The organism is Pseudomonas sp. AC136, assembly GCF_979258585.1.
This window is the reverse complement of sequence record NZ_OZ409865.1, coordinates 3,380,622-3,406,800: the sequence shown is the minus strand read 5'-3', so window position 1 is coordinate 3,406,800 and position 26,179 is coordinate 3,380,622. Positions and strand designations below refer to the sequence as shown.

18 protein-coding genes are annotated in these 26,179 nt (G+C 63.1%); 8 read left to right on the top strand and 10 right to left on the bottom strand.

Annotated features, from left to right (window positions below; translation table 11 throughout):
• Positions 1–112: 112 nt before the first annotated feature.
• The 3 genes from ACZZZU_RS15045 to uvrD form a co-directional block, all read right to left on the bottom strand.
• Positions 113–982, bottom strand: coding sequence for a Tim44 domain-containing protein (locus ACZZZU_RS15045; protein WP_463384373.1), 870 nt, complete (start codon positions 980–982; stop codon positions 113–115).
• Between the two features lie 95 nt (positions 983–1,077).
• A complete protein-coding gene (locus tag ACZZZU_RS15040) occupies positions 1,078–2,901 on the bottom strand; it encodes a hypothetical protein (protein WP_463551070.1) in 1,824 nt (607 codons plus the stop codon).
• A 126-nt stretch (positions 2,902–3,027) separates the two neighbouring features.
• Positions 3,028–5,217, bottom strand: coding sequence for a DNA helicase II (gene uvrD / locus ACZZZU_RS15035; RefSeq protein WP_463551069.1), 2,190 nt, complete (start codon positions 5,215–5,217; stop codon positions 3,028–3,030).
• A gap of 223 nt (positions 5,218–5,440) precedes the next feature.
• On the opposite strand from uvrD, the gene ACZZZU_RS15030 reads away from it, so the two are divergent.
• Both ACZZZU_RS15030 and ACZZZU_RS15025 read left to right on the top strand, forming a co-directional pair.
• Positions 5,441–8,323, top strand: a complete 2,883-nt coding sequence (locus ACZZZU_RS15030) for an EAL domain-containing protein (RefSeq protein WP_463551068.1) — start codon at positions 5,441–5,443, stop codon at positions 8,321–8,323.
• A gap of 214 nt (positions 8,324–8,537) precedes the next feature.
• Complete coding sequence (locus ACZZZU_RS15025; RefSeq protein WP_463551067.1) at positions 8,538–9,731, top strand: type IV pilus assembly protein FimV; 1,194 nt, start codon at positions 8,538–8,540, stop codon at positions 9,729–9,731.
• A gap of 557 nt (positions 9,732–10,288) precedes the next feature.
• Here ACZZZU_RS15025 and ACZZZU_RS15020 read toward each other — a convergent pair.
• The 4 genes from ACZZZU_RS15020 to ACZZZU_RS15005 all read right to left on the bottom strand — a co-directional run bounded on the left by ACZZZU_RS15020 (position 10,289) and on the right by ACZZZU_RS15005 (position 15,968).
• Positions 10,289–13,429: an autotransporter outer membrane beta-barrel domain-containing protein gene (locus tag ACZZZU_RS15020; protein WP_463551066.1), complete on the bottom strand. Its 3,141-nt coding sequence runs from the start codon at positions 13,427–13,429 to the stop codon at positions 10,289–10,291.
• A 745-nt stretch (positions 13,430–14,174) separates the two neighbouring features.
• Positions 14,175–14,855 (bottom strand): GNAT family N-acetyltransferase, encoded by a 681-nt coding sequence (locus tag ACZZZU_RS15015; RefSeq protein WP_463551065.1) that lies wholly within the window; start codon positions 14,853–14,855, stop codon positions 14,175–14,177.
• 17 nt (positions 14,856–14,872) lie between these two features.
• Positions 14,873–15,319: an N-acetyltransferase family protein gene (locus ACZZZU_RS15010; protein ID WP_463551064.1), complete on the bottom strand. Its 447-nt coding sequence runs from the start codon at positions 15,317–15,319 to the stop codon at positions 14,873–14,875.
• 10 nt (positions 15,320–15,329) lie between these two features.
• Positions 15,330–15,968 (bottom strand): FMN-binding negative transcriptional regulator, encoded by a 639-nt coding sequence (locus ACZZZU_RS15005; RefSeq protein WP_463551063.1) that lies wholly within the window; start codon positions 15,966–15,968, stop codon positions 15,330–15,332.
• A gap of 123 nt (positions 15,969–16,091) precedes the next feature.
• Between ACZZZU_RS15005 and pdxR the strand changes: the two genes are divergently transcribed.
• Positions 16,092–17,567: a MocR-like pyridoxine biosynthesis transcription factor PdxR gene (gene pdxR / locus ACZZZU_RS15000; RefSeq protein WP_463551062.1), complete on the top strand. Its 1,476-nt coding sequence runs from the start codon at positions 16,092–16,094 to the stop codon at positions 17,565–17,567.
• Positions 17,568–17,631: 64 nt separating this feature from the next.
• Positions 17,632–18,540 carry a glutaminase B gene (glsB, locus tag ACZZZU_RS14995; RefSeq protein WP_463540654.1) on the top strand — a complete coding sequence of 303 codons (909 nt, stop codon included), beginning with the start codon at positions 17,632–17,634 and terminating at the stop codon, positions 18,538–18,540.
• Positions 18,541–18,778: 238 nt separating this feature from the next.
• On the opposite strand, the gene aspA is transcribed toward glsB, so the two are convergent.
• Positions 18,779–20,209, bottom strand: coding sequence for an aspartate ammonia-lyase (aspA, locus tag ACZZZU_RS14990; protein ID WP_122492459.1), 1,431 nt, complete (start codon positions 20,207–20,209; stop codon positions 18,779–18,781).
• Between the two features lie 173 nt (positions 20,210–20,382).
• Between aspA and ACZZZU_RS14985 the strand changes: the two genes are divergently transcribed.
• The 3 genes from ACZZZU_RS14985 (at position 20,383) to ACZZZU_RS14975 (ending at position 23,761) form a co-directional block, all read left to right on the top strand.
• Entirely contained in the window at positions 20,383–21,303 is a 921-nt protein-coding gene (locus ACZZZU_RS14985) for a LysR substrate-binding domain-containing protein (protein ID WP_463551061.1), read from the top strand.
• Between the two features lie 212 nt (positions 21,304–21,515).
• Positions 21,516–23,195, top strand: a complete 1,680-nt coding sequence (gene ybaL / locus ACZZZU_RS14980; protein ID WP_122492327.1) for a YbaL family putative K(+) efflux transporter — start codon at positions 21,516–21,518, stop codon at positions 23,193–23,195.
• A gap of 89 nt (positions 23,196–23,284) precedes the next feature.
• Positions 23,285–23,761: a DUF3301 domain-containing protein gene (locus ACZZZU_RS14975; RefSeq protein WP_122492326.1), complete on the top strand. Its 477-nt coding sequence runs from the start codon at positions 23,285–23,287 to the stop codon at positions 23,759–23,761.
• 10 nt (positions 23,762–23,771) lie between these two features.
• Here ACZZZU_RS14975 and ACZZZU_RS14970 read toward each other — a convergent pair whose 3' ends face one another.
• Both ACZZZU_RS14970 and ACZZZU_RS14965 read right to left on the bottom strand, forming a co-directional pair.
• On the bottom strand, positions 23,772–24,656 hold the full coding sequence (locus tag ACZZZU_RS14970) for an alpha/beta fold hydrolase (RefSeq protein ID WP_463551060.1): 885 nt from the start codon (positions 24,654–24,656) through the stop codon (positions 23,772–23,774).
• Positions 24,657–24,721: 65 nt separating this feature from the next.
• Positions 24,722–25,699 (bottom strand): CobW family GTP-binding protein, encoded by a 978-nt coding sequence (locus ACZZZU_RS14965; protein ID WP_463551059.1) that lies wholly within the window; start codon positions 25,697–25,699, stop codon positions 24,722–24,724.
• Between the two features lie 121 nt (positions 25,700–25,820).
• Between ACZZZU_RS14965 and ACZZZU_RS14960 the strand changes: the two genes are divergently transcribed.
• The gene (locus tag ACZZZU_RS14960; protein ID WP_122492323.1) at positions 25,821–26,174 is read left to right on the top strand and encodes an NADH:ubiquinone oxidoreductase; all 354 of its coding nucleotides are present in this window, start codon (positions 25,821–25,823) and stop codon (positions 26,172–26,174) included.
• The last annotated feature ends 5 nt before the right edge of the window (positions 26,175–26,179 follow it).

Here is a 26,179-nt window from a genome sequence, read left to right as displayed (position 1 = left end):
GGCAATGGGATGGGCTTTATACAGTAGCTGGCGGGTAGAAAAAAACTATCTGGCCGTAATCGAAAAAACCCGGGCAAGCCCGGGTTTTTTACTGTCGCGACGCCGCAAAGGTTTAGCTGTTCTGACGGATACCCGCCACCAGCCAAGGAGCGTTCTCGCTGTTGGCCCGCTCCATGCGCCAGCTTTCGCTGAACGCTTCGCCCTGGTCAAAACGCGAAGTCTTGACGATGCCGCGGAAGGTCAGCGTGGCGACGGTTTTGTCCGCCAGCTCGTCGATACCGTCGAGCTGAGCCTGCAGTTCTTCCACGTAAGTGGACTGGAAGCCCTCGCCCAATTCGTCGCGCTCGGCCTTCAGGAAGCTGAGCATCTGCGGGGTCACGAATTCGGCGATCTTGTCCATCTCCGCCGCGTCCCAGTGTTGCTGCAGGGCCATGAAGTGCTCTTTGCCGGCTTCGACAAAACGCTGCTCGTTAAACCAGCTCGGTGCATTGATGACCGGCGCTGCTGCAGCCGAGCTGCCACCGCCGAAAATCGAGTTACTGGCCGGAGCAACCGGCTGATTCACCGGCATTTCACGTTGCATCGGCGCGTAACCACCGGCAGCGGCTGGCTGGCCAGCGTTCTGCTGACGACGACGGGCGGCGATGAAGCGGAAGATCACAAAGGCGATCAGGGCAATGATCAGGAAGTCGAAAATCTGCATGCCTTGGAAGCCGTCGCCCATAAACATCGAGGCCAACAGGCCGCCAGCGGCCAGACCGGCCAATGGGCCCAACCAACGGGACGCGCCACTGGTGGCGGCAGCAGCCGGAGCGGCTTTGCCCGGTGCGGCGGCCTGGTTGGCCGGCGGGGTGGCTTGACGGGTTTGATGGGTTGGCGCGGAGCCGAACGATTTACCGCCGCCCATGCGCTTTGCATTGGCGTCGAGGCTGAGCGTCAACGCGACGCAGAGCATCATGGCCAGGCTGATGAAACGTTTCATGGTTCGCAACTCTCTTTAAAAGGACTCAACGCGCGCCATGTTGCACACGCTTCCCGGTGATGACCAGCAGCAGAATGTTTCCGGATTTATGCCGTTTAGTTCTGTCCGCCATCAGAAGCGCAGCCGTGTTTGACGCGCAGTTGATGATCTTTACGTAGGACAATGCTGCCAGCCTTGCCGTTCGTGTAATCGAAATTGCGGCTGAACCAGGCGGCAGACTGCGCCAGCGTGGCGTTGACAGGCGGAACGGCAAATTCCCAGTACGGATCGTCGTCCATCCTGCAGCTACCGCTCAGGGTTAAACGCGGTGCGTCTTCGCCGGTTTCACGCTGCTGCGGCTCCGGCTGGAAATTCTTGGCGAGCAGCACCAGGTCGTCGTTGTCGTAGTCGGTGTAGTAATAAAGCAGCTCGGTGCCGCGCACATCGAGCAAGCCCTTGCCGATGCGCTCGAATCCAAACGGCTGCGCCCTCATCAGGAAACCCGCGCTGCGCTGGTACACCCAGCCCGGCTTGCTGGTGTCGAACGGGGTGGCCGGGAACGGCACGGTGTCGAGAAACTCCAGCAGCAGTTTGCCGTCAGCGCTGGTAGACAAGCGGAACAGCTCATACGCCCCTTCGCCACGCCCCTTGATCAGCGCCTGGCCCTCGCCCGTTATCGCCACTTCACGCAAGCGCAGGCCTTCGCCCAAGGCCCCGGCAATGGCGCGGTGCACCTGCTTGCCCTCGTGTAGCTGGTAAACCACCTGCTCAACCTGGGCCTTGCCGCCTTGCGGGCGATAGGCGAAGCGCACCTCTTCCAACTGCCACTGCGGCCCTTTGGTGAGCACTTTTGTGGTGGCCGGAAGTACGCAGCGCTGCTTGCGCATGGCATCGGTGATGCCGGGCATGTCGTCGCCCAGGCACAAGTCTTCGGCCATGATCGACTGCGTCGGGTACGGCGCCTTGCCGGCATTGATGCCCGGGTTGGGGTTGGTGCTCGCGCAGGCGACAGGCTCGGGGTCGATGGTGTCGTCATTTTCTTCATAAGACGGCGTAGACGCGTAGTCGAGCTCTTCGGGCTTGCGCGGCGGGCGGCCGAGGTCCGGCTCGCGAACCGTCACCGACCAGCGCTCCACTGGCGGCTTGGGCAATTGCTGGGTGCTTTTGAGCTGCAACTGCGGCGTGGCGCCGGTGGTCAGGGTGAAGTTGGTGTCGAACCAGGTCGGGCCATCTTTAAATAGCAGGGTTTCCAGCGTGGACGTGTCCATGTCGCCGTAGACCGCCGGGTGGGTGAACTCGAAACGCGGCAGCGCAAAGCAGGCAGTGGGCAGCGACAGTTCGGCCACTTGCTTGGCCTGGCCGATGCTCACGGCGCGGATGGTCGATTGGGGTTCGCGATAACCCTCTTTGGCCAACAGCGCGGTATCGCCGCGCACATCGAGCAACACGCCGGGTCCGACATCCACCATTTTCAACGGACTGAGTTGCACCAAGTGCAAATGACCCTCCTGCTGCACCGACACCCAGCCGTCCATGCGCGCATCGGTAAACCAGTTTTGCGTCACCTCATTGAGCAGCGTTTTGCCCGTTAGCGCTTTGCCTTCAACGTGCAGCGTGGCCAGGTTGTACAGCCCGTTTGAGCCATAGAGCACCAACGCATCGTTAGGCCCGGCGCTGATGGCGGCGAAGATGTTGGTCGCGTAGAGCCTCTCTTCCTTCGCACCCACGGCCTTGGTGATGGTCTCGTCACTGAGCTTGCGGCCGTTCATACGCAGAACGTACGTCACCCGTTCGCGCTGCATGCCGGTGTTCCAGTCGAGGTACTTGCTGACGTCGCGCTCTACACTCAGCGGCGGGCCGTCTTTGCCAAACAGGCCGGCGACGGCATGCAGCGGCACGAGTAAGGAGGTAAGCAAGGCGACAAGGGGGGTCAGGCGCACGGTGAAATCCTTTCAGCCGAAAATAGGGGCGGGAAATGCATCGCGGCTAAAGCCGCTCCTACAGAAAACACACGATCCTGTGGGAGCGGCTTTAGCCGCGATTGGTTCTAACAGAAAACGAAACCTTCAGAGCGGTTCTAACTTCGCATAACCCATCATCAACCACTTGGTGCCCTCAGCCGCGAAGTTCACCTGCACCCGCGCCTGCGCGCCGGCGCCTTCGAAGTTGAGAATCACCCCTTCGCCAAACAGGGCGTGCTTAACCGCCTGGCCCAAGCGGAATTCGGTGTCGGGCACTTCGGCGTTGGCAAACATGCTGCCGGTGTTGGCGCCGCGATTGCTGTTGCCATAAGGGCGGCTGACGCTGTTGGACAGGCGCACTTCCTGAATCAACGCCGGCGGCACTTCGCGTACAAAGCGCGAGACTTTGTTGTACGTCTCGCTGCCATATAAACGGCGCGTCTCGGCGTAAGTAAGCACCAGGTTCTGCATGGCGCGGGTGATGCCCACGTAAGCCAGGCGCCGCTCTTCTTCCAAGCGACCCGGTTCTTCCAGGCTCATCTTGTGCGGGAACAGCCCCTCTTCCATGCCCACCAAAAACACCAGCGGGAATTCCAGGCCTTTGGCGCTGTGCAGCGTCATCAACTGCACGCTGTCTTCGTGTTCGTCGGCTTGCGCGTCGCCCGCTTCCAGCGAAGCGTGGCCGAGGAAGGCGGCCAATGGCGTCTGGTCGTCTTCTTCGCTGTTTTCGAAATTGCGCGCGGCGCTGACCAATTCCTCAAGGTTTTCCACCCGAGCCTGGCCTTTCTCGCCTTTTTCTTCTTTGTGATAAGTGATGAGGCCGGACTGCTCGATCACCGTTTGGGTCATCAGGTGCAGCGGCATTTCCATGACCTTGGCCGCGAGGTTTTCGATCAGCTCGATAAACCCGCCCAGCGCACTGGCAGCGCGACCGGTCACACCTTTATTGGCCACCAACTGGCGCATGGCTTCCCACATCGACAGATCGCTGTGACGCGCGTGTTCGCGGATCGCTTCCACGGTTTTCTCGCCAATACCACGCGCCGGCACGTTGATGATCCGCTCCAGCGCCGCATCGTTCCCGCGCCCTTCTAGCAGGCGCAGATAAGCCATGGCGTTTTTGATTTCGGCGCGCTCGAAGAAGCGCTGGCCGCCGTAGATGCGGTACGGAATACGCTCGCGCAGCAGCGCCTCTTCCAGCACCCGCGACTGGGCGTTGGAGCGGTAAAGAATGGCGATTTCGCTGCGCAACAAGCCGTTTTTACGCAGCGCGTCTCCGATGGTTTCGACCACGTAACGCGCTTCGTCGTGTTCGTTGAACGCGGCATACAGGCTGATGGCGTCGCCGTCGCCGCCGTCGGTCCACAGCTCTTTGCCCAGGCGCCCACTATTGTTGACGATCAGCGCGTTGGCGGCCTTGAGAATGCTGGCCGTGGAGCGGTAGTTCTGCTCCAGGCGAATGGTCTCGGCATCCGGGAAATCGCTGGAGTACTGGTGAATGTTCTCAATTTTGGCGCCGCGCCAGCCATAGATCGACTGGTCGTCATCGCCCACCACCATCAGGCTGTCGCCGCCTTTGCCGAGCAGGCGCAGCCAGGCGTATTGCACGGCGTTGGTGTCTTGGAATTCGTCGACCAGAATGTGGCGGAAGCGGCGCTGGTAATGCTCCAGCAGGCCCGGGTTGTCGCGCCACAGGTCGAGGGCACGCAGCAGCAGTTCGGAGAAATCGATCACCCCGGCGCGCAGGCACGCCGCTTCGTAGGCTTCATAAACAGAGCGCATGGTGGCGAGGAACATGTCGCCGCCCGGCTGGATATGCTTGGGCCGCAGGCCTTCGTCTTTCTGACCATTGATAAACCACTGCGCCTGACGCGCCGGCCAGCGTTGTTCATCCAGGCCCAGCTCACGCATCACGCGCTTGACCAGGCGCTGCTGGTCGTCGCTGTCGAGAATCTGGAAATTCTGGTTCAGCCCCGCTTCCTGCCAATGCGCCCGCAACAGGCGATGGGCCAGGCCGTGGAACGTGCCCACCCACATGCCGGCCGGGTTGAGCCCGAGCAGTTGCTGAATGCGGTGACGCATTTCGGCGGCGGCTTTGTTGGTGAACGTCACCGACAGAATCGAGTGCGGCGAGGCGCCTTCAACCTGGATCAACCAGGCGATGCGGTGCACCAGCACGCGGGTTTTGCCGGAACCAGCGCCGGCCAGAACCAACTGACGCCCCACCGGGGCCGCTACGGCCTGGCGTTGAGCGTCGTTGAGGGAATTAAGCAGAAGGGAGAGATCGTCGCGCATCGCGGCATTCTAGGGGGCCGGGGTAGTGAGGGCAAACGCCGCACGACCGATGCGCGCCGCAACGCTTTGCCGACGACCGGCAGGTCAACGCAGCGGCGCTGGCCGCGCTATCGAAAGTAAGGGGTATTCACCATGAAAATGCCGAGATTGAGCCTTGGGCCAACGGCTTCGGTTGTGTATGCTCCGGCCACGACTAGGCATAACCATTACAAGAAAAGGGCCTATGACCGCACATTCCAGGCGTCCTCTCGAACTGCCACTGGCAGAGACCGATCGAGACATTCGCCAGCTGTTCGCTACCGACATCGCCGTTGAGCGCACTCGTTTGTTGTACGAGGGCTCACGCATTCCCACCCTGTTCATGCTGCTTTGCGGCCTGGCCTGCGCCTACCTGTTATGGGAGCCGCGCGGCGACCTGCTGCTCGCCGGCTGGCTGGTGGGCGTGGTGACGCTGGCGGTGCTGCGCCTGATTCAGGTGGCCGCGTTCAATGCCGCGCTGCCGTCGCGCCAAGCCAAACCCCATTGGCGGCAGATGTTTTTGCTCGGCGCCTTCGCCTCGGGCGTGGCCCTGGCCATTGGCGCCATCGCGCTGGTGCCGCCGAACGCCTTCTTCCAGCAAGTGCTGATGTTCGGGCTGATCAGCGCGGCCATTTTGTCCGCCAGCGTCGCCTACGCCGTTAGCCTCACCGCCTTTCTGACCTTCGCCCTGCCCTGCTTGGTGCCGGCGGTGGGCTATTTGCTGCTGTCCGGCAACGACACCCAACAAGGTTGGGGCCTGCTTGGCCTGATCCTGTTCGGCGCGTTGCTGGTCGTGGCCTGGCAGATCAACCGGCTGGTGCAGCGCAGCCTGGTGCAGCGCTTTCATAACCAGGCGCTGATCAGCCGTCTGGAACACGCCAAAGGCCAGGCCGAAGGCCTGAACGGCGAGCTGGCGCGGGAAATAGAACAGCGCCGTCGCGCCGAACGCGAACTGCGCGACGCCCACAATGAGCTGGAAATACGCGTGGCCCAGCGCACGCTGGAGCTGGATGCTGCCAGCCATGCCCTGAGCAAAAGCGAAGCGCGCTTGGCCATGGCCCTGGAAGCCAGTGAGCTGGGCATGTGGGACTGGAACCTGGAAACCGACGAGGTGCACCATTCGCGCCTCAAGGAACTGTTCGGCCTCGACCCCAACGCCGTCACCGCCATGCTGCGCGACCTGAAACCGCGCCTGCACCCCGAAGACCTGCCCCTGCTGCGCCGCACCTTGGTCGAGCACATGAAAGGCCTGACCGACGGCTACGAAATCGAATACCGCGTCCGCCGCGCCGACAACCAATGGCTGTGGGTGGAAGACCGCGGCCGCGCCGTGGAGCGCGACGCCAGTGGCCGTGTCACGCGCATGCTCGGCACCCGCCGCGACATCACCGCCTGGAAAAGCCGCGACGAAGAACAGCGCCTGGCCGCCATCGTGTTCGAGGCCGCCAGCGAAGGCATCATCATTCTCGACCCCGACTACAAAGTACTCGCCGTTAACCAGGCCTACAGCGACGTGACCGGCTACGGCGCCGAGGAAGTCCACGGCCAGAGCGTGACGCGCATGATCGGCAGCCGCGACAACCGCGGCCAATACGAAGTGATCCGTCAGGAGCTGGAGCAGCACGGCAAATGGCAGGGCGAGCTGGTGGAAACCCGTAAGAACGGCGAGCTGTACCCGCAATGGCTGCAAATGAACGTGGTGCACGACAGCCGTGGCCGGGTCAGCCACATCGTCGGCTTCTTCGCTGACCTCACCTCGCGCCGCGAAGCCGAGGAACGCCTGCGTTACCTCTCGCACTACGACGAACTCACCGGCCTAGCCAACCGCACGCTGTTCAAAGCGCGCCTGCACGAAGCGAGCGAACGGGCTCGCCAAGGCGAGCGCACGTTGGCGTTGCTGCACATCGACCTTGACCGTTTCAAACTGCTCAACGACAGCCTGGGCCACGAAGTGGCCGATCAGTTGCTGCGGCAAATGAGCCGCCGCCTGACCCAATCCATGCCGGAAGCCGACACCCTGGCGCGGCTCTCGGGCGATGAATTTGCCGTGATTCTCGACAGCTACGGCAGCCTGTCGAACCTGGCCCGTCTGGCCAGCCGCTTGCTCGCCAAATTGCGCACGCCCATGACCGTGGGCGGCCAGGAACTGGTGGTCAGCGCTTCCATCGGCATCAGTCTGCTGCCGGAAAACGCGCGGGAAATGAGCGCGCTGATCAGCCAGGCCAACATGGCCATGCAGCACGCCAAGCACCTGGGCGGCAACACCTTCCAGTTCTTCACCGACAACCTGCAAGCCTGCACGCTGGAGCGCCTGCAACTGGAAAACCAACTGCGCAAAGGCATCGAGCTGGGCCAGTTGGAAGTCTTCTACCAACCGAAACTGTGCATGGTCACCGACACCCTCAGCTCGGCCGAGGCGCTGGTGCGCTGGCGTCACCCGGAACACGGCCTGGTGCCGCCCGGCGACTTTATCGGCCTGGCCGAAGAAACCGGCTTAATCGCGCCCATCGGCGAATTCGTGCTGCGCCAAGCCTGCCGTCAGGCGCGCGAATGGCAGACCATGGGCCTGGCCGATATTCGCGTGTCGGTGAATCTTTCGGTGCACCAACTGCGCCAAGGCAACCTCACCGCACTGGTGCGCCAGGTGCTCGACGAAACCGGGCTGGCACCGCACCTGCTGGAACTGGAACTGACCGAAAGCCAGTTGCTCGACAACGTCGAGAACGTGATCAGCACCTTCCACCAACTGCGGCAGATGGGCGTGAAACTGGCCATCGACGACTTCGGCACCGGCTATTCCTCGCTGAGCTACCTCAAGCGCTTCCCGGTGGATTACGTGAAGATCGACCAATCCTTCATCCGCGACCTGTCAGCCAACGGCGAGGACGCCGCTATCACGCGCGCCATTATCGCCATGGCCCACAGCCTGGAACTGAAAGTGGTGGCCGAGGGCGTGGAAACCCAGGCGCAGATGAACTTCCTCAAAGCCCAGCAGTGCGACGAGATCCAGGGCTTCCTGATCAGCCGGCCGTTGGCGGCGGAGCATTTCGTTAAATTGTTGCTGGAGCAGAGCAGCATCGCCTCCTGAAAGTCCGCCACCCTGTGGGAGCGGCTTTAGCCGCGATTGGCCCTAGAGGAATGCGACCGTCTCGAGGTTTTTTCCGTACCTGCTGCACAGTTTCAACCTCTGCTCGCCACGCCTTCGCCAGCCTGTGGCGAACCTCGCAATTGCTCATCGCCAACCTCGCCATCATGCGCGGCCGCACGCGCCCTGCGTGGTCTTAACGATGAGGAGAGCCGACATGCTCAAGAAGTATCCCCGCCTGCTGACGGCTCTGGCCCTGGCCTCGGCATCGCTGTTGCCGACAACCGCCATGGCCCTGAGCGTGGGCGAAGCCCAGGTGCTCTCAAGCCTCAGCCAACCGCTGCGCGCGCAAATCGAATTGCAGGGCGTGCGTGATCTCGGTCCGGAAGAACTGAAAGTGCGCCTGGCCTCCCCCGAGGCGTTCAAAAAAGCCGGCATCGACCGTGACAGCGCCGTACTGGCGCTGAAATTCGAGACCACGCTGAACGCCAAAGGTCAGAGCATGATCCGCGTGACCACCAGCCGCCCGATCACCGAGCCGTACCTGAACTTCCTCGTGGAAGTGGTTTCCCCGGATGGTTTGCAGCTGCGTGAATACAGCCTGCTGATCGACCCGCCAAACTACGCCTACGCCGCGCCGGCACCGGTGAGCGCCCCGGTGGCAGCTGCCGCGCCCGTGACCAAGCCGAAAGCCCCGGTCGCCGCGCCAGCTGTTGCCCCGGTTGCCACCGCGCCTGCCGTAGCCAGCACCGCAGCCGCTGCCGACGCGCCTGTTGCCGGCGGCCAATACCGCACGCAGACCAATGATCGGCTCTGGGACATCGCCCAACGCATTCGCGGCGATGCCTCGCCGCAGCAGGCCATGCTGGCCATCCAGCGCCTGAACCCGGACGCCTTCAGCAACGGCAACATCAACCGCATGAAGAGCGCGCAAACCCTGCAACTGCCTAACCGGGAGCAACTGCACGCCACCGACCGCAGCGACGCCCTGGCGCAAACCCAGCAGCAACAACAAAGCTGGAAAGGCGAAGGCGTGGCCCAGCTGGACGCGCGCAAACGCACCGAAGCCGGCAGTGCGCCTGCTACCCAGGCGGCCAGCGACACGTTGAGCCTGGTAGGCGAACAAGGCAGCGGCCGTGCCGAACATAAAGACGGCGCCAAAGGCAGCAAGGCCGCCGCCAAGCAGGAAGCGGACAACCGCTTGGCATTGGCTCAGGAAGAACTGGCCCAGGCCCGGCGCGAAGGCGAAGAGCTGTCCAGCCGCGTGGCGGATTTGCAGTCGCAGCTGGATAAATTGCAGCGCTTGATCGTGTTGAAGGATGGGCAACTGGCCGAGTTGACGGCTCGGTTGGCTAAGTTGGATCGCGAGGGGCAGGAAGGCGGGGAATTGGCGCAGGTGCAGGGGCACTGAGGTTGGGGCGCAGGACGATTATTTGCTGCGCCGCTCATTGCGCTTCGGGGAGGGATTCTGGATTCCCGCCTGCGCGGGGATGACGAGGGTCTGTGCAAAAACTTCCGTCATTCCCGCGAAAGCGGGAATCCAGAATTTTACGTGGAACGAACATCCACGTAGCGCCGCCAATTGCACTCCGGCGAGACACTCTGGATCCCCGCGTTCGTGAGGATGACCGGGGGTCTGTACAAAAACCTCCGTCATTCCCGCGAAAGCGGGAATCCAGTATTTACCGCCGGACTAACATCCCCGTAGCGCCACCAATTGCACTCCGGCGAGAAACTCTGGATCCCCGCCTACGCGGGGATGACGGTGGTCTGTGCAAAAAACTTCGTCATTCCCGCGTAGGCGGCGGTTCGACGATTCGAAATCCAGAATTTCACGTGGAACGAACATCCCCGTAGCGCCGCCAATTGCACTTCGGTCCGAAACTCTGGATCCCCGCATTCGCGAGGATGACGGGGGTCTGTGCAAAAACCTCCGTCATCCCCACGCTTCCTGAGATACACCTAACCTCAAAACCCCATCTGCCACTGCGCCACAACCCCATGATTCTGCGCGTTATCCCCCATCTCCCCCACATACCCCAGCCCCAAACTCTGGGTAGCCGTAATCCCCACATCAAACCCGGCCTCAACCAGCAACGTATTGCGATCCAGGGCCGTACCCTGGGCGCTGAAGCTGGTGCCGCCGCTGACAAACGCCTGGCGCGTTTCGCTGTCGACGTTGCCGTAGGTGTGGCGCCAGCCCACGCTCATGCGCGGGGTGAAGCTCATGCCGTTGTCGAGGTGGTTGAGGCCGGCAAGGCGCAGGCCCAAGGTGGTGCTGAGGTTGTCTTGGTCTTGCGACTCCACGCGTAGGGCCGAGTTGCCGCCTTTTTCGCTGTAAGCGTCGCGGTCGTAGCGTTGGTAGCCGACAGCGGCGAACGGCTCGGCGAGCAGGCGGCCGCTGGCGTAGGGGTACGCCAATTCGGCAAAGGCTTGCTGGCTATCAGCGTCGTAGTCGCCGTGCAGTTTGTCGTCCACGCCGGCGAAGCGAACCCGCCGTTTGTTTTCGCCGTCGTGACGGCTGTAGGCCGCGCCAAGGCGCAGGGCCAATTGGTCGAGTTGGGTCAGGGCGTAAACACCCACGTGGTAGCTGTCGACATCACCCGAGGCGCCCTGCCCGGCGTCGATGTCGGTGCGTGAATAACCGCCGACCACACCCAAACGCCAGTCCGGGTTCAGCGCCCAATCCGCACCAAACAACGTGCCGCCGGTGTTCTGGTCGACATCGCTGCTGCCGTGCTCGCCATCAACCGTGCCGTGGCTGCCGAGGGCCTGCACCCACACGCGGCCAGCGGCTTTGGGGTCGTGCAGACCACGTGCTTCATTCGGTACGCCGACGGCCACCAGTTGCGGACCGTCATCACGCAACACCGAGGCTTGCAAGCTGCTGCCGAAGCCGCCGAGCTGGCTCATGGCGCCTTGCATCACGCTGCTCACCTGGCTGGAGCCGGCCATGGTGGCGGCCGCCATGCTGGCGTTGCTGGTGCCGGCCAGCTGCTCAAGGGCCTGGCTGGCGGTGGCTTTGTCGGTGGTCAGCAGAGCGTTGTACACGCTGCTGTCGCGCTGGGCGGCGAGATTGTTTGCCAGGTTGCGCGCGTTTTCGCTGCTGGCGAGCGCGGCGAAGGCGGTGTCGTTGCGGGTCAGTTGCAGCTCAACCGTGTTGGCGGTGTAGGTGACGGTTGGGGTCAGGAAGGCAAAGTTGTGGGTCACGCTGCCGAACTGCCCGTTAACGCCACCGGCTGCCGTCAGCAAGCTGCTGCGCTCGGCGTAACCGCTGCCGTTGGCGGTCAGGTTTAGCGCGGCGTTGCCCAGGGTGGCGCTGCCGCTCAGTTGCACCGGTGCGCCGCTGGCGTTGAGGGAATAGTCGAACGTGGCGCCGCTGCCCAGTTGCAGGCTGCCCAAGCGACCGGTGCCGCCATAACGGGCGCCGTTGGCAATGCTGAGCACGCCGCCAATGCTGCCCTGATTGATCAGCGTCGCGCCGCTGGCCACGTTGCCGCCAGCGCTGAAGTCGTTGCTGCTGACGGTCCACTTGCCGCCCGTGACGGCCAAGGTTTCGAAGTTCTGGCTGTTGCCAAACTGACCGACACCGCTGCCGCTGAGAGTCAGCGTGTCAGTGCCGGCGCCGCCATCTACCAGGCCGCCAAAGGTGCCGCCGGTGAGTACAGTGAGGCTGTCGTCACCGGTGCCCATGTCCACGGCCAGGCCATTCAAGCCAACGATGGAGCCGGCGTTGCTCAGGGTGTCGTTGCCCGCGCCCATTTGCACCGCGGCGGCTGCCGTTGTGCTGCTCAATTGGTCAACGCGCACCGACTTGGCGCCGCCGCGAATCACGCCGCCGGCCAGGTTGGTCAGGCTGTCGGCAAAATCGCCGACCAGGCCGATGGCGGTGCTGTCCGCACCGATGATGCTGCCGCCGTTGGTGATCGTCGCCACGCCGCCAACCGCTGTCGCCGTGCCGCGTTGCGCTGCGATGGCAGAGCCATTGGCGCCGTCGTCGATGAGGATGCCCTTGGACTGGCCAAAAATTTCAGCGCCCGCGTGGTTGATGATCGTGCCGCCGCCCGCCGCGATGCCATCGGCGCCATTGGGGAAGCCGCTGGAATCCACACCGCCGGCGCCCACGCCTTCGATACGGCCGTAGTTGGTGATGCTGGCGATGCCATCGATGTCCACGCCGTCGCCATCACCGTTGTTGGCGGTGCTGAAACCAGTGTTGCCGCCCAGGTGCTCGAACACCTTGCCGGCGCCGGCATAGCGGCCGCTGATCAAGCCGTAGTTAAGCACTGTGCCCACGCCATCACTGCCGACGCCGGAGCCGTTGCGACCGATGATTTGCCCGCCTTGGTAGTTGGTAACGGTGACGCCAGCATCGGAGGTCACGCCATGGCGCGGCCCGGAAATGGTGCCCCAGTTGTTGACGGTGACGGCCAGCTTGGAATCGATGGCGTCCATGGCGCTGGCAGCGCCGCTGCAGGCGCTGATGTAGTCCGGGCATTTGGTGTTGACCGTGCCCGTGCTGGTGATGGTGCCGTAGTTGTTGATGGTGGTGTTGCTGCCGGGGCGCAGGGCGTCGTCGTTGCTGGATTCGATCAGCGCGTTGCGGTTGGTGGCGGAGCCGTTGTTGATGATTTTGTTGCCGGTGCCATCGGCGCCACGCAGGTCCAGCGCTTGCCCGCCGCTGGTGCCGCTGCCGGTGACTTTGATGGTGCCGTTGTTGTTCAGCACCAGCGAGGAATTGGCCTTGTTCAGGCGAAGGGCGTCGCTGCTCACGGCGCTGATGGTGCCGTTGTTGTTGACCACAATGCTGAGGCCATTGGTGTTGTTGTCTACGGCGCGACCGCTGCCCGTGTTGGCGAGGGTGCCCGAGTTGTTGAGCGTGACCGTGCCGCTCGTGCCGGTGATATCGACTACCGGGGCGTTGACGCCATTTTGCAGGCTGCCGCCGTTGGCGATGGTGCCGGTATTGCCGCTGGTGAGGGTTTTGGCGGTGTTGTCGGTGGTGCCGGCGCCAACGCTGAAGTCGGTGGCCTGGGCCGTGGCCAGGGTGATGGCTTGCACGGCCAGAATCAGGGGGAGAAGCCGGAATTTGGGGGTGTGGGAATGCATGGGGTCACCGCTCTTATTTGAAGTGCGGGGGACTATGCGTGGGGGTTGTTACAAACAGTTGACGATGGAATCGAGGTTTAAGGATGGATGATGCGAGGCCATTAAGTGCACTTCGGTCGGAGATTCTGGATCCCGAATCGTCGGACCGCCGCCTGCGCGGGGATGACGGTGGTCTATGCGAAAACCTCCGTCATTCCCGCGAACGCGGGAATCCAAACATCCCCGTAGCGCCACCAATCGCACTCTGGCGAAAGACTCTGGATCCCCGCCTACGCGAGGATGACGGGGGTCTGTGCAAAAACCTCCGTCATTCCCGCGAACGCGGGAATCCAGAATCTGAAGCCGTGCAGGTTGGAGCTGCAGAGGTATTCATTACCGCATTTGCTGAACGTTTTGTTTCGCGCCTTACGCGCGACTCACTTTTTAGCAGTCGCCCTAAAAAGTAAGCAAAAACGGCTTGCCCCTACCTTGGGTCTCCGCTGCGCTCCGACTTCCCTCCTTCCGTCGCCGCTCCGGGGGCACGGCGAGACGGGCCATCCATGGCCCGACACGCCTTTCGCGGCTCCCGGCCGCTCAACCCCCTCCACGTCGACTCCACTCGGCCTGCGATGAACGGGGCGGGTAGATCACAAGCGGAAGATCAAAAGCGGTGGATCACGAGCCAAATCACAAGCATCGCGGCTAAAGCCGCTCCCACAGGGTGGGGGCTGAATGGCTGGAAAAGGGAATATTAACGCCGGCACTTTTATCCGTTTCGCAACGCTTCCAACCCCTGAATCTGCTGCCCATTCCCATCGAAGTTGCTCGATTCCAGCCACCGTTCATACCCCCTGGCAATCGGTGCCCATTCGCTGTCGATGATGGAGTACCAGGCGGTGTCGCGGTTGCGGTCTTTGATGACGAGGTGTTGGCGGAACAGGCCTTCGTAGCTGAAGCCGAAGCGTTCGGCGGCGCGTTTGGAGCGGGCGTTGCCGTTGTTGCATTTCCATTCGAGGCGGCGGTAGCCGAGGTCGAAGGCGTTTTTGGCGAGCAGGTGGATCACTTCGGTGGCTTGCACGCTGCGTTGCATCACGCGTCCGTAGCAGATGTGGCCGATTTCGATGCTGCCGTGGGCGGGGGCGATGTTGAGGTAGGCGAGCAGGCCCTGGACCTGGCCGCTGGTTTGCTCGATGACGGCGTAGAACTGTGGGTCTTTGCTCGCGGCGTTAGCGCTCAGCCAAGCGTCGAAGGCGGCGCGCTCGGGGAAGGGGCCGTAGGGCAAATAGTCCCACAGCAGCGGGTCGGAATCAGGGCCTTGCAGGGCCAGCCACAGGTCGTCGCCGTGGCGCGTCGGGTCGAGGGCTTCCAGGCGCACGGTGCGGCCTTGCAGGGTGTCGCGACTCGGGGCGGCGACCGGTTTCCAGTTCAGGTGCGGGGTGAGGCTCATGGGCGATTCCTGGCGAATTAGTTGAAGAGTTTGCGGTATTGCACGAAGCCCGAACGGGTGGCGATTTTGTCGTACAGGTGCATGGCGTCGGTGTTGGTTTCGTGGGTCAGCCAGTGCACGCGTGAGGCGCCAGCGGCTTCGGCGCAGGTGTACACGTGGTCGATCAACTGACGGCCAATGCCGGCGCCACGAATGCCCGGTTCCACATACAAATCTTGCAGGTAACAGTAGTTGCCGACGGTCCAGGTGGAGCGGTGGTAGATGAAGTGCACCAGCCCCACGGCGACGCCGTCTTGCCAGGCCAGGGCGGCGTTGATTGGCTCGCTGCGGTCGAGGAAACGTTGCCAGGTGATGGCGCTCGTCTCGTCGCTGATCACGGTGTTGTAGAAGCGCTGATAGCCCTGCCACAACGGCAGCCAGGCGGCGTGGTCGGCGGCGGTGATGGCGCGGATGGTGATGCTCATGTCTTCTCCTTTATTGCGAGCCGTGGGGCGGCATGCGGGCGGCGAGTTCGGCTTCGCTGGCCAAGCCGCTGCCGGCCAGGTTGGCGCGCACGCTGTCGTAGTCGGTTTTGTCGCGGTTCTGGCCCAGTTTCCATTTGCCTTCGATGCGCTCGATGGGCAGCTCGAAGCCGACGATGGCGCGCAGCATGCTGTCGATGTACGCCGGCGGCGCTTCGTCAATCGTCCACGGTTGGGCGCGGCCTTGTTCGTGACGGTGGGTCAGTTCGGTGAGCAACTGGCGCAAGCGCTGCGGGTCGTCGAACGTTTCGGCACGGCCGTGGGCGTGAATGGCGATGTAGTTCCAGGTGGGCACTGCTTTGCCGTGTTCGGCTTTGCTGGGGTAATAACCGGGGCTGATATAGGCCTGCTCGCCCGAAAAGATCACCAGCACCTCGGCACCGGCTTGCAAGGTTTTCCATTGCGGGTTGGCTTTGGCGAAGTGGCCTTTGAGCGTGCCGAAGCGGCCCTCACCCGGCACCAGCAGCAATGGCAAGTGGCTGGCTTGCAGGCCGTTGTCATCGTGGCTGACGATAATCGCCAGCGGCGTTTGGGCCATTTGCTGGTGCAGCGTGGGCAGGTCTTCTTCGCGGAAGGCAGCGGGCGTGTACATGGTGAATCTCCCTGTGGATGGGCTGATCCTAGGGCAGGCATTGGACTTGTGTAAGAGCCATTTATGGCAAATCTCATAGGGCCAATGTTAGGTTGGGCTTCGCTCCACGCATTCGAGTCTGTTATGTCGCCATCACCTCTACCGTTCGACCCGTCCGGCATTCAGCTGGACCGCAGCAAAGGCTTGTCGCGCCAGCTGTATGAAGCCTTGCGCGAACGTATTCTCGGCGGCCAGCTCGGCAGCCGCGTGCGTATGCCGGCCACGCGCGACTTGGCCGACGCGCTGGGCGTGTCGCGCAATACCGTGGTGCGCGCGTATGACCAGCTGTATGCCGAGGGGTATCTGGAAGGTCGCGTGGGCGATGGCACTTATGTGGCGGAACTGGCGACCAAGGCGCGCAAAGCTGCCAGAACGCCTGCCACCCCGCCCACGCAAACCGCGCAGAGCACCGCGCTGCAGCGCCTGGAAACCGAGCATTTGCCGGCGGCGCGCCTCGACGCACCGCGGGCTTTTCGCGTTGGCATTCCGGCCTTCGACCTCTTCCCTTTCGACACGTGGGCACGCCTGCAAGCCAACTTCTGGCGCCGGCCGCCGATGACTGCCCTGGGCTATGGCTCGGCGGCGGGCGACCCGCGATTGCGCGAGCTGATTGCCGCCTATTTGCGCAACAGCCGAGGGCTGGTCTGTGACCCGGCCCACGTGATCATTACCAGCGGCGCGCAACAGGCCATCAGCCTTTGCGCGCAGGTGTTGCTCAACGTCGGCGACGGCGTGGCGATTGAAAACCCCGGCTACCGCGCCGCCGGCAAGGCCTTTGCCCTGGCGGGCGCTCATCTGCACGGCGTGGCAGTGGACGCAGACGGCTTCGACACAACGGCGCTTGCCACCCTGAAAACCTGCCGGCTGGCCTACGTAACGCCGTCGCACCAATACCCCACGGGCGTCACCCTGTCGTTGCCGCGCCGCCTGCAATTGCTGGAATGGGCCGCGCGCGAAAACGCCTGGATTGTTGAGGACGATTACGACGGCGAGTACCGCTACCGCGGCACGCCGTTGTCGCCCTTGGCCGCCCTCGACCAGCATGGCCGGGTGCTGTACGTCGGCACCTTTTCCAAAATCGCCTTTCCGGCCCTGCGTCTGGGTTATCTGGTAGTACCGCCGTCGCTTAGCGAGGCCTTCAGCCAGGCGCGCGCATTGGCGGTTCGTCACTCGGAAATCGGCACCCAGGCGGTAATGGCCGAGTTCATCGCCGCCGGCCATTTCCAGCGCCATATCCGCCGCATGCGCCGCGCCGCCCAAGCGCGCCGGGACGCCTTGATCAAAGGCTGGCCCAGCAACGTGCCGGGCTGCCAGCCGTTGCCGCAGGTAGACGCCGGCCTGCACCTGAGCGTGCGCGTCAGCAGCCGCGCGCGGGAGCAGGAGCTGGTGGAAAAAGCCGCCGCCGAGGGCGTTGAACTCAATGCGTTGAGTGACTATTGGTTGCCGGATTCGCCAGCTAACGAGGACGAGCGCGCCGGGCTTGTGCTGGGGTTTGCCGGCGTCAGTGAAGCGCACATTGCCACCGCGTTAAGTGCGCTGAAAAAGGCCTGGAAAGGTTGAGCCATTTTTAGGTGATGCCGCCTGCAAAACCATCGTCTAGCAGTGATCGCCACGGAGCCCAACCATGCAAGCGCTGTTGACCGAAATTCTCGATGAAGTCCGCCCGTTGATTGGCCAGGGCAAAGTGGCCAGTTACATCCCCGCGTTGGCCGAGGTGCCTGCCGCGCAGTTGGGCATTGCCGTGTATGGCAACGACGGCGAGCTGTTCCGTGCCGGCGACGCCGACACACCGTTTTCGGTGCAGAGCATTTCCAAGGTGTTCAGCCTGGTACAGGCCATCGAGCATTCCGGCGAGACCATCTGGGAACGCCTCGGCCATGAGCCCTCGGGGCAGCCGTTTAATTCGCTGGTCCAGTTGGAGTTCGAGCGCGGCAAACCGCGCAATCCGTTTATCAACGCCGGGGCGCTGGTGATTTGTGACATCAACCAGTCGCGCTTCGCCGCGCCGGTGTTGTCGATGCGCGATTTTGTACGGCGGCTGTCGGGCAACGCCGAGGTCACGGTGGATCGCCATGTCGCCGAGTCGGAGTACCAGCACCGTGCGCGCAATGCGGCGATGGCGTACCTGATGCAGTCGTTCGGCAACTTTCATAACGATGTCGAGGCCGTGCTGCGCAGTTATTTCAATTACTGCGCGCTGCGCATGAGCTGCGTCGACCTGGCCCGCGCCTTTTGCTTTCTCGCCAACGATGGCTTCTGCAAACACAGCGGCGAACAGATTTTGACGGCGCGACAAACCCAGCAGGTGAATTCGATCATGGCCACCAGCGGGCTGTATGACGAAGCCGGGAATTTCGCCTATCGGGTTGGGCTGCCGGGTAAGAGCGGCGTGGGCGGCGGCATCGTTGCGGTGGTGCCGGGGCGGTTTACGGTGTGCGTGTGGTCGCCGGAATTGAACGCGGCGGGCAACTCGCTGGTGGGCATGGCGGCGTTGGAGTTGTTGAGCCAGCGGATTGGGTGGTCGGTGTTTTAACCGGGATTGGTGGCGTTTGCGGCCCTCACCCCTAGCCCCTCTCCCGCCAGCGGGAGAGGGGAATCCATCGCCTATCTCGCCTCAACCTCGGTTAGGCCCCCTCGCCCGCGAGCGTGAGAGGGCGGGGGGTGAGGGTCGGCGCCACTCGCAAAAAAAAGGAGACACAGCTTTCACTGTATCTCCTGAAGGGCTTGGGAAGAGTGGCCCCAAAGCCTGGTGACTGTGAAACGGTGGCGCGTTACACCGCTGCTTTGAGCGGCACCAAACGCGGGGCGATCATGTTTTCCGGGCGCAGAATCTCAGCCAGGCTGGCGTCGTCCAGCAGCTTCTCTTCACGCACCAATTCCAATACCCCACGGCCGCTTTCCAGCGCCTGCTTGGCGATGCGCGTGGCGTTTTCGTAGCCGATGTAGGGGTTCAGCGCGGTGATCAGGCCGATAGAGCTTTCCACCAGTTCGCGGCAGCGCGCTTCGTTGGCGGTGATGCCGACGATGCAGTGCTCGCGCAGCATGTCCATGGCCCGTTGCAGCAGGCGGATCGAGTCGAAAATCTTGTAGGCGATCAGCGGCTCCATCACGTTCAGTTGCAGTTGGCCGCCTTCGGCCGCCATGGTCAGGGCCAGGTCGTTGCCGATCACTTCGAAGGCCACTTGGTTGACCGCTTCCGGAATCACCGGGTTGACCTTGCCAGGCATGATCGAGCTGCCGGGCTGACGCGCTGGCAGGTTGATTTCGTTGATGCCGGTGCGCGGGCCGCTCGAAAGCAGGCGCAGGTCGTTGCAGATTTTCGACAGTTTCACGGCGGTGCGTTTGAGCATGCCGGAGAACAGCACGAAGGCGCCCATGTCGGAGGTCGCTTCAATCAGGTCGGCGGCCGGCACCAGCGGTTGGCCGCTGATCAATGCCAAACGCTCGACAGCCAGGGCCTGGTAGCGCGGGTCGGCGTTGATGCCGGTGCCAATCGCGGTGCCGCCCAGGTTCACTTCGGTGAGCAGCTCGGGCGCCAGGCTTTTCAGGCGCGCCAGGTCTTCGCCCAGGGTCGTAGCGAAGGCGCGGAATTCCTGGCCGAGGGTCATCGGCACGGCGTCTTGCAGTTGGGTGCGGCCCATCTTCAAAACATGACCGAACTCTTCACCCTTGGCGGCGAATGCCTGAATCAGGCTGTCGAGGCTGGCGAGCAAGGTGTCGTGGCCCAACAACAGCCCCAGGCGAATGGCGGTCGGGTAGGCGTCGTTGGTGGACTGCGCCATGTTCACGTCGTTGTTGGGGTGCAGGTACTGGTAGTCGCCTTTTTGGTGGCCCATGGCTTCGAGGGCGATGTTGGCGATCACCTCGTTGGCGTTCATGTTGGTGGAGGTGCCGGCGCCGCCCTGAATCATGTCGACTACAAACTGGTCATGGAACTCGCCGCGCACCAGACGGGCACAGGCTTCGCTAATCGCCGCATGTTTGGCGGGGCTTAGGTGGCCCAGCTCGCGGTTTGCGTCGGCCGCCGCTTGCTTCACCATCGCCAGGGCAACCACCAGTTTCGGGTAGTGCGACAGCGTCACGCCGGACAGGCGGAAGTTGTGCACAGCCCGTAGGGTCTGGATGCCGTAGTAAGCGTCGGAAGAAACTTCGAGGGTGCCGAGCAGATCTTTTTCGATGCGCGATGATGCAACAGGGGACATGATGAGGTTCATCTCAGGGTAGGCACGGGCTTGGCCGCGATGCAGGCTAGACTAGGACTGAGCAGTTTCTAAGGCCAATGCTGTTAAACGCTGGGGTATGCACAAACGGCATAATGTTGGTGTGACTGCCGCTTGTCGGCGAGCGTAATAAGCGGTATCGCAACGGAGCCCACATGAACCTCGAAAGCAAATGGCTGGAAGACTTCGTCACCCTGGCCGGCACCCGCAGTTTTTCCCAGGCGGCGCAGAAGCGCTTCGTCACCCAGCCGGCCTTCAGCAGACGGATTCGCAGTTTGGAAGAGTCGTTGGGCCTGACATTGGTGAACCGCTCGCGCACGCCTGTGGAACTGACAGAGGCCGGTCAGCTATTTCTGGTGACCGCCCGCAGCGTGATCGAGCAACTCGGTGAAGTGGTGCGCCATCTGCACCATCTGGAAGGCCAACAAGGCGAAGTGCTGCAATTTGCGGCGGCGCATTCCCTGGCGCTGAGTTACTTCCCGGCGTGGATTGCGCGCCTGCGTCAGGACGGTTTGAACATTGCCAGTCGTCTGGTGGCCACCAACGTCGGCGAGGCGGTGCACGCGCTGCGCGAGGGCGCCTGCGATTTGATTCTGGCCTTCTACGACCCCGACGCGGCGCTGCAAATGGACCCGGAAATCTTCCCTTCCATGCTGTTGGGGCGCAGCGAAATGCTGCCCGTGTGCGGCGTGGACGCCGACGGCAACGCGTTGTTCGATTTGGAAAGCGGCCAAAGCGTGCCGCTGCTGGCCTACAGCGCCGGCGCGTTTCTGGGCCGCTCGGTAAACGCCTTGCTACGCCAACGCGGCCTGCGCTCCACCACGGTGTACGAAACGGCGATGGCCGACAGCCTGAAAAGCATGGCGCTGCAAGGGTTGGGCGTGGCCTGGGTGCCGCGCCTGAGCATCGAGCCGGAGCTGGCGCGTGGCGAGTTGGTGGAGTGCGGCGGCGCGCATTGGCAGTTGCCGCTTGAGATTCGCCTGTACCGCTGCGCGCTGGTGCGCAAAGCGGCCATCCGTTTGCTCTGGCGAAAACTGGAAGCGGGCGCGGGCAGCGCGTCGGCGAGCGCGGGATGATCCTGCGCAGCGCACAAACATCTTGTTTAACAATGCCTTGAAACAGCCGCCCGGCTTGGCATATTCGCTGCGCTAGACTGAGGCCCGCATCGCTTCACTTACCGGTTTGCTGAACTGCCTCCCCTCCAGTTCCGGCCGGCGGCGCGATGTTTCAGCCTGGCCCACACTGCAATGCAACGGCGCCCGCCCCTCGCACCAATTCGGGAGAATTCATGGTTCATCACACCCCTCTTATCGCGGCCCTGGCGACCGGCTTTGTGCTGGCCTTCGCGCTTGGCACGCTGGCCAACCGCCTGCGCTTGTCGCCCTTGGTTGGCTACCTGCTCGCGGGCGTGTTGGTCGGCCCGTTCACACCGGGCTTTGTCGCCGACCAGGACCTTTCCAACGAACTCTCGGAAATCGGCGTCATCTTGCTGATGTTCGGGGTGGGCCTGCACTTCTCGCTCAAAGACTTGATGTCGGTAAAGAACATCGCCATTCCCGGCGCCTTGGTGCAAATAACCGTCGCCACGCTGATGGGCATGGGGCTGTCGTGGCTAACCGGATGGTCGTGGGGCGCCGGTTTGATCTTTGGCCTGGCGCTCTCGGTGGCCAGTACCGTGGTGCTGCTGCGGGCCTTGGAAGCGCGGCAACTGATCGACAGCCGACGCGGCAAAATCGCGGTGGGCTGGTTGATTGTCGAAGACCTGGTAATGGTGCTGGCGCTGGTGCTGATTCCGGCGTTGGCCGGTGTGCTGGGCGGTAGCGAAGCGGCGCCGGACGAAGGTATCTGGCTGCAGTTGGGCATTACCCTGGCGAAAGTCGCGGCGTTTGTGGTGCTGATGATTGTGGTGGGCGGCAAGGTGATTCCCTGGCTGCTGGAGAAAAGCGCCGGCACGGGTTCGCGTGAATTGTTCACCCTCGCCGTGCTGGCGATTGCCATGGGCGTGGCGTACGGCTCGGCGGTGTTGTTCGGGGTGTCGTTTGCCCTGGGCGCATTTTTCGCTGGCATGATTCTCAACGAGTCGGAATACAGCCACAAAGCCGCCGACGATTCGCTGCCGCTGCGCGATGCGTTTGCGGTGTTGTTCTTCGTGTCGGTGGGCATGCTGTTCAACCCGATGGTGTTGATTAACGAGCCCCTGATGGTGCTCGCCACGCTGCTGGTCATCGTGTTCGGCAAGTCGCTGGCGGCGTTGCTGATCGTGCTGGCCTTCGGCAAACCACTGAGCACGGCGCTGACCATTTCGGCCAGCCTGGCGCAGATTGGTGAGTTCTCGTTCATTCTCGCCGGCCTCGGCGTGGGCTTGGGGCTGATGCCCGAAGCCGGGCGTGATTACATTTTGGCCGGCGCGATTTTGTCGATCGTCATCAACCCCATGCTGTTTACCCTGATCGACCGCATTCAGCCTTGGCTCGATGGCCGCGAAAAAACCGCGCCAGCAGCCACGGTTGAGGAAGAAGCGCCCGAGGAATTCCAGCCAATTACCGAAACCGGTCACGCCATTTTGATCGGCCACGGCCGCGTCGGCAGCCGCATCAGCGCGCGGCTACGCGAGGAAGGCGTGCCGTTGGTGATCATCGAAGACAACCGCACCCAGGCTCAGGAACTGCGCGAAGTCGGCCACAGCGTGGTGCATGGCAATGCCGCCAGCGCCCGCGTGCTGGAACTGGCCAATGTGGCCAACGCGCGCTGGCTGCTGATCGCCATTCCTAATGGCTTGGAGGCGGGGGCCATCGCGATTCATGCGCGCGCCGCCAATGCCAATCTGGACATCATCGCCCGCGCCCATTTCGACGACGAAGTGGATTACCTGCAGCAACACGGCGCCGACCTGGTGGTGATGGGCGAGCGGGAAATCGCCCGCATCATGTTCGAACGCCTCGGCCTGCACAGCGCAACGACAAGCTGAGCCGGCCACCCGCTTGACGGTCATAGCCGACGCTGGAGTTGGTCACAAAGACGCGAGTAAGCTTGGCCCTCTTGTAGGAGTGCGTCGCGATGTTGACCCTGGGCAATATGTTCGTGCTGATGTTGCTGGCTGCCGGTGCCGCCTGGCTGTGGCATGCCCATGGCTTGCGCGAACGCGCGTTGGAGCGGGTGAAGCAGCACTGTCAGCGCATGGAAGTGATTCTGCTCGACGACAACGTCGCCCTGCGCCGCATTGCATTGCTACCGGATGCTCGCGGCCGCCGTCGCCTGGCGCGGGTGTATGGCTTTGAATTCACCGTCACCAGTGAACAGCGCCACTCCGGCACCATCACCATGTTTGGCCAGCACGTGGGCACCATCGAGCTAGCGCCCCACCCGTTCGTGGAAAAGCCGGGGCAACCGGTGGCGCAGCCCAACGTGGTGGGCGACAGCGTGGTGATGGACAACGCCGCGCCCCATGCCGTGATTGACGTGGTGCCAGAACGTGTCAGCGGCAACGTGGTGCAGCTCAGCGACTGGCGGCGCAAGCACGACAAGCTGCACTAAGCCCCACGCCTTACTCCTTCAGCAAAAAACCGCGAACCCGCTCGGCGCTGTCCAGCGGGGTCTGCTGCATAAAACAATGCCCGCCTGCCACCACTTGCCCGCGCACATGGCTGTTAAGTGCGCTGACACGCGCCACCGCTTTGGCCACGAACGGGTAACTGTCCTGGCCGTGCACGATCAGCGTCGGTGTGACGATTTTGCTTAGCGAACTCCAGAGCCGGCGCGGGTAGGAGCTGAAAATCTCGGCCTCGCGGCTGGGCCGGCATTTCAGCTCGACGCCGTTTTCCACGTCCTTCAACGCGTGCTCCACATACGCCCATAGCGCCGCGTCTTCCCACCCTTTGAACGTGCCCCGGCCATGCAAGCCGGCATACGCCGCCGCGCGGTCTGGCCACTGTTTGCGCCGCGCGGCGGATTTGCGCGCCATGCTGTGCTGACGCTGCAAGCCGAGCACTTCCGACACCGCCATCACACCGATCAACGTTGGCGGAAACAACACCGGGTCGAGCAACACCGCGCGTTGAAACAGCTCTGGGTGCTTGGCCAGGATCAAGCTGCTGAGCACGCCACCAAAACTGTGGCCGAGGGCGAAACGCGGCACGTGACCGAATACGCTGCGGCCGGCATCGAACGCTTCCACCGCCAGTTCGGCGCTGCGATTCCAACCGTGGAAACGGCCGCCGTGGTCGCTGTCGCCATGGCCTTGAACGTCGCAGAGCCAGAGGTCGAAATCTGCGGCGAGGTGTTTGAGCATCGGCTCGTACGTGCGCCCGCAAAAGCCGTTGCCATGGATGAAGTGCAGCAAGGGCTTGCCGCTGGGCTTGCTGTGCCAGCCGCGCAGGGTGAAGTGGGCGGAGCTGGCGTGGGACCAGGGGTGCAGGGTGAAGGCGGTCATAAGGGGCGGACTTCTAGGGAAACGTGAGCGCAAGTTTAATGGTTTTGCGTTGGGCTTCGCTGCGCTTACCGAACGCGGACCGACCCAAACCTACAGGCTGCCATTCCAGCGTTGAGCTGGTGCTCGTTTTGCGGTTCGCTGAAGATCAGTTCCAGGCGCGAGTCTTTGCGCCATTCGCTGCTTTGCCAGTGCAGCGGCTCGCCGTTCAAGGCGTTGGCCGATAGCCAGCCGGCGTTGCTGTGCATCACCAGTTTGGCGCGCCGCCAGGGCAGGCTCGCCAGCCAGGTTTGCAGGCGCATAAGTTCGAATTGCTGGCTGGGATGCCAGCGCCAGCCGATGCTCCAGCCTTCGGCTTGGCCGCCGCTCTGGCAGATAGGTTGCGTGGCATCGAGCCAGACGCTGGCCCGGCTGCCGGCCTCGCTGTTTGGCAGTTCCGGCGCGCCGGCTGCGGCCTGCGCGGTGGCGCCGGGGAGTTCGGCCAGCGGCACGGCGCCCTGGCTGGTCCAGAAAATCGGGCGCGCTGGCAGGCGGTTGACGATGGCGGCGCGGGCGTCGGCGTCAAGCTGTTCGGCTTTGTTCAGCACCAGCAAGCCGGCCTCGGCCAAGGCCGCTTGCTGGCTGTCCGGCAGCGGCAAGCCGGCGGCCAGCGCTTGGGCGTCCAGCACCAGCACGCTCGGCTGCACGGCCAGCACACCTTCCCAGGGCGGATCACGCAATTGCGCCAGCAGTGCCGCCGGATGGCCCAGGCCTGACGGCTCGATAAACAGGCGATGGGGTTTGGCTTTGCGCAGCAACCGGGCAAGGCCGATTTGAAACGGCGCGCCATTCACGCAACACAGGCAGCCGCCCGCCACTTCGCTCAGGGCGATGCCATCGTCGCCGGTGGTCAGCAACGCAGCGTCGAGGCCAATCTGGCCGAATTCATTGATTAGCACGGCCCAGCGCTCGTCGGCAGGCCGCTGCGCCAGCAGATGACGAATCAAGCTGGTTTTCCCGGCGCCCAGCGGGCCGGCAATCAAATGCGTGGGAATGTCGCTGAGCACGTGGGTTCTCGGGGAGTGTTTTTCAGGGTGGATAACCATCGGCGAAAAGCGCCACAGGCACAAGCGTGGGGCTCGCCGTGCTAGAGTCGCCGGCACATTTTTTCGGCGCCGGAGACCCACGATGCGCGTACTGCTGTTGCCTTTGCTGCTTCTTCTGTCCGGCCAGGTGATGGCCGAGGCCTGCGTGGTGCACAGCCAGGCTGAACGCCTGGATGTGAAAGTCTGCCAGCAGAACCGCAGCATTCCGCCCAACCTGTTTCACAGCGGTTTTTGCCAGCCGACGATGAAGGGCCAGCAGGTGACGGTGGATTACGTTGAGCAGTGCCCGCAGGGCTCGTTCGGCGTGTGCCGCTCGGCCAAAGTGCCGGGCACGCCGTATCAGCAAGACATCCACTACTACGGCGTAGCCAGCGACTCCGCCTACCTCAAGCCGGCCTGCGAAAAGCAGAACCGTGGCGTGTGGATGGATCGCTGATCCGC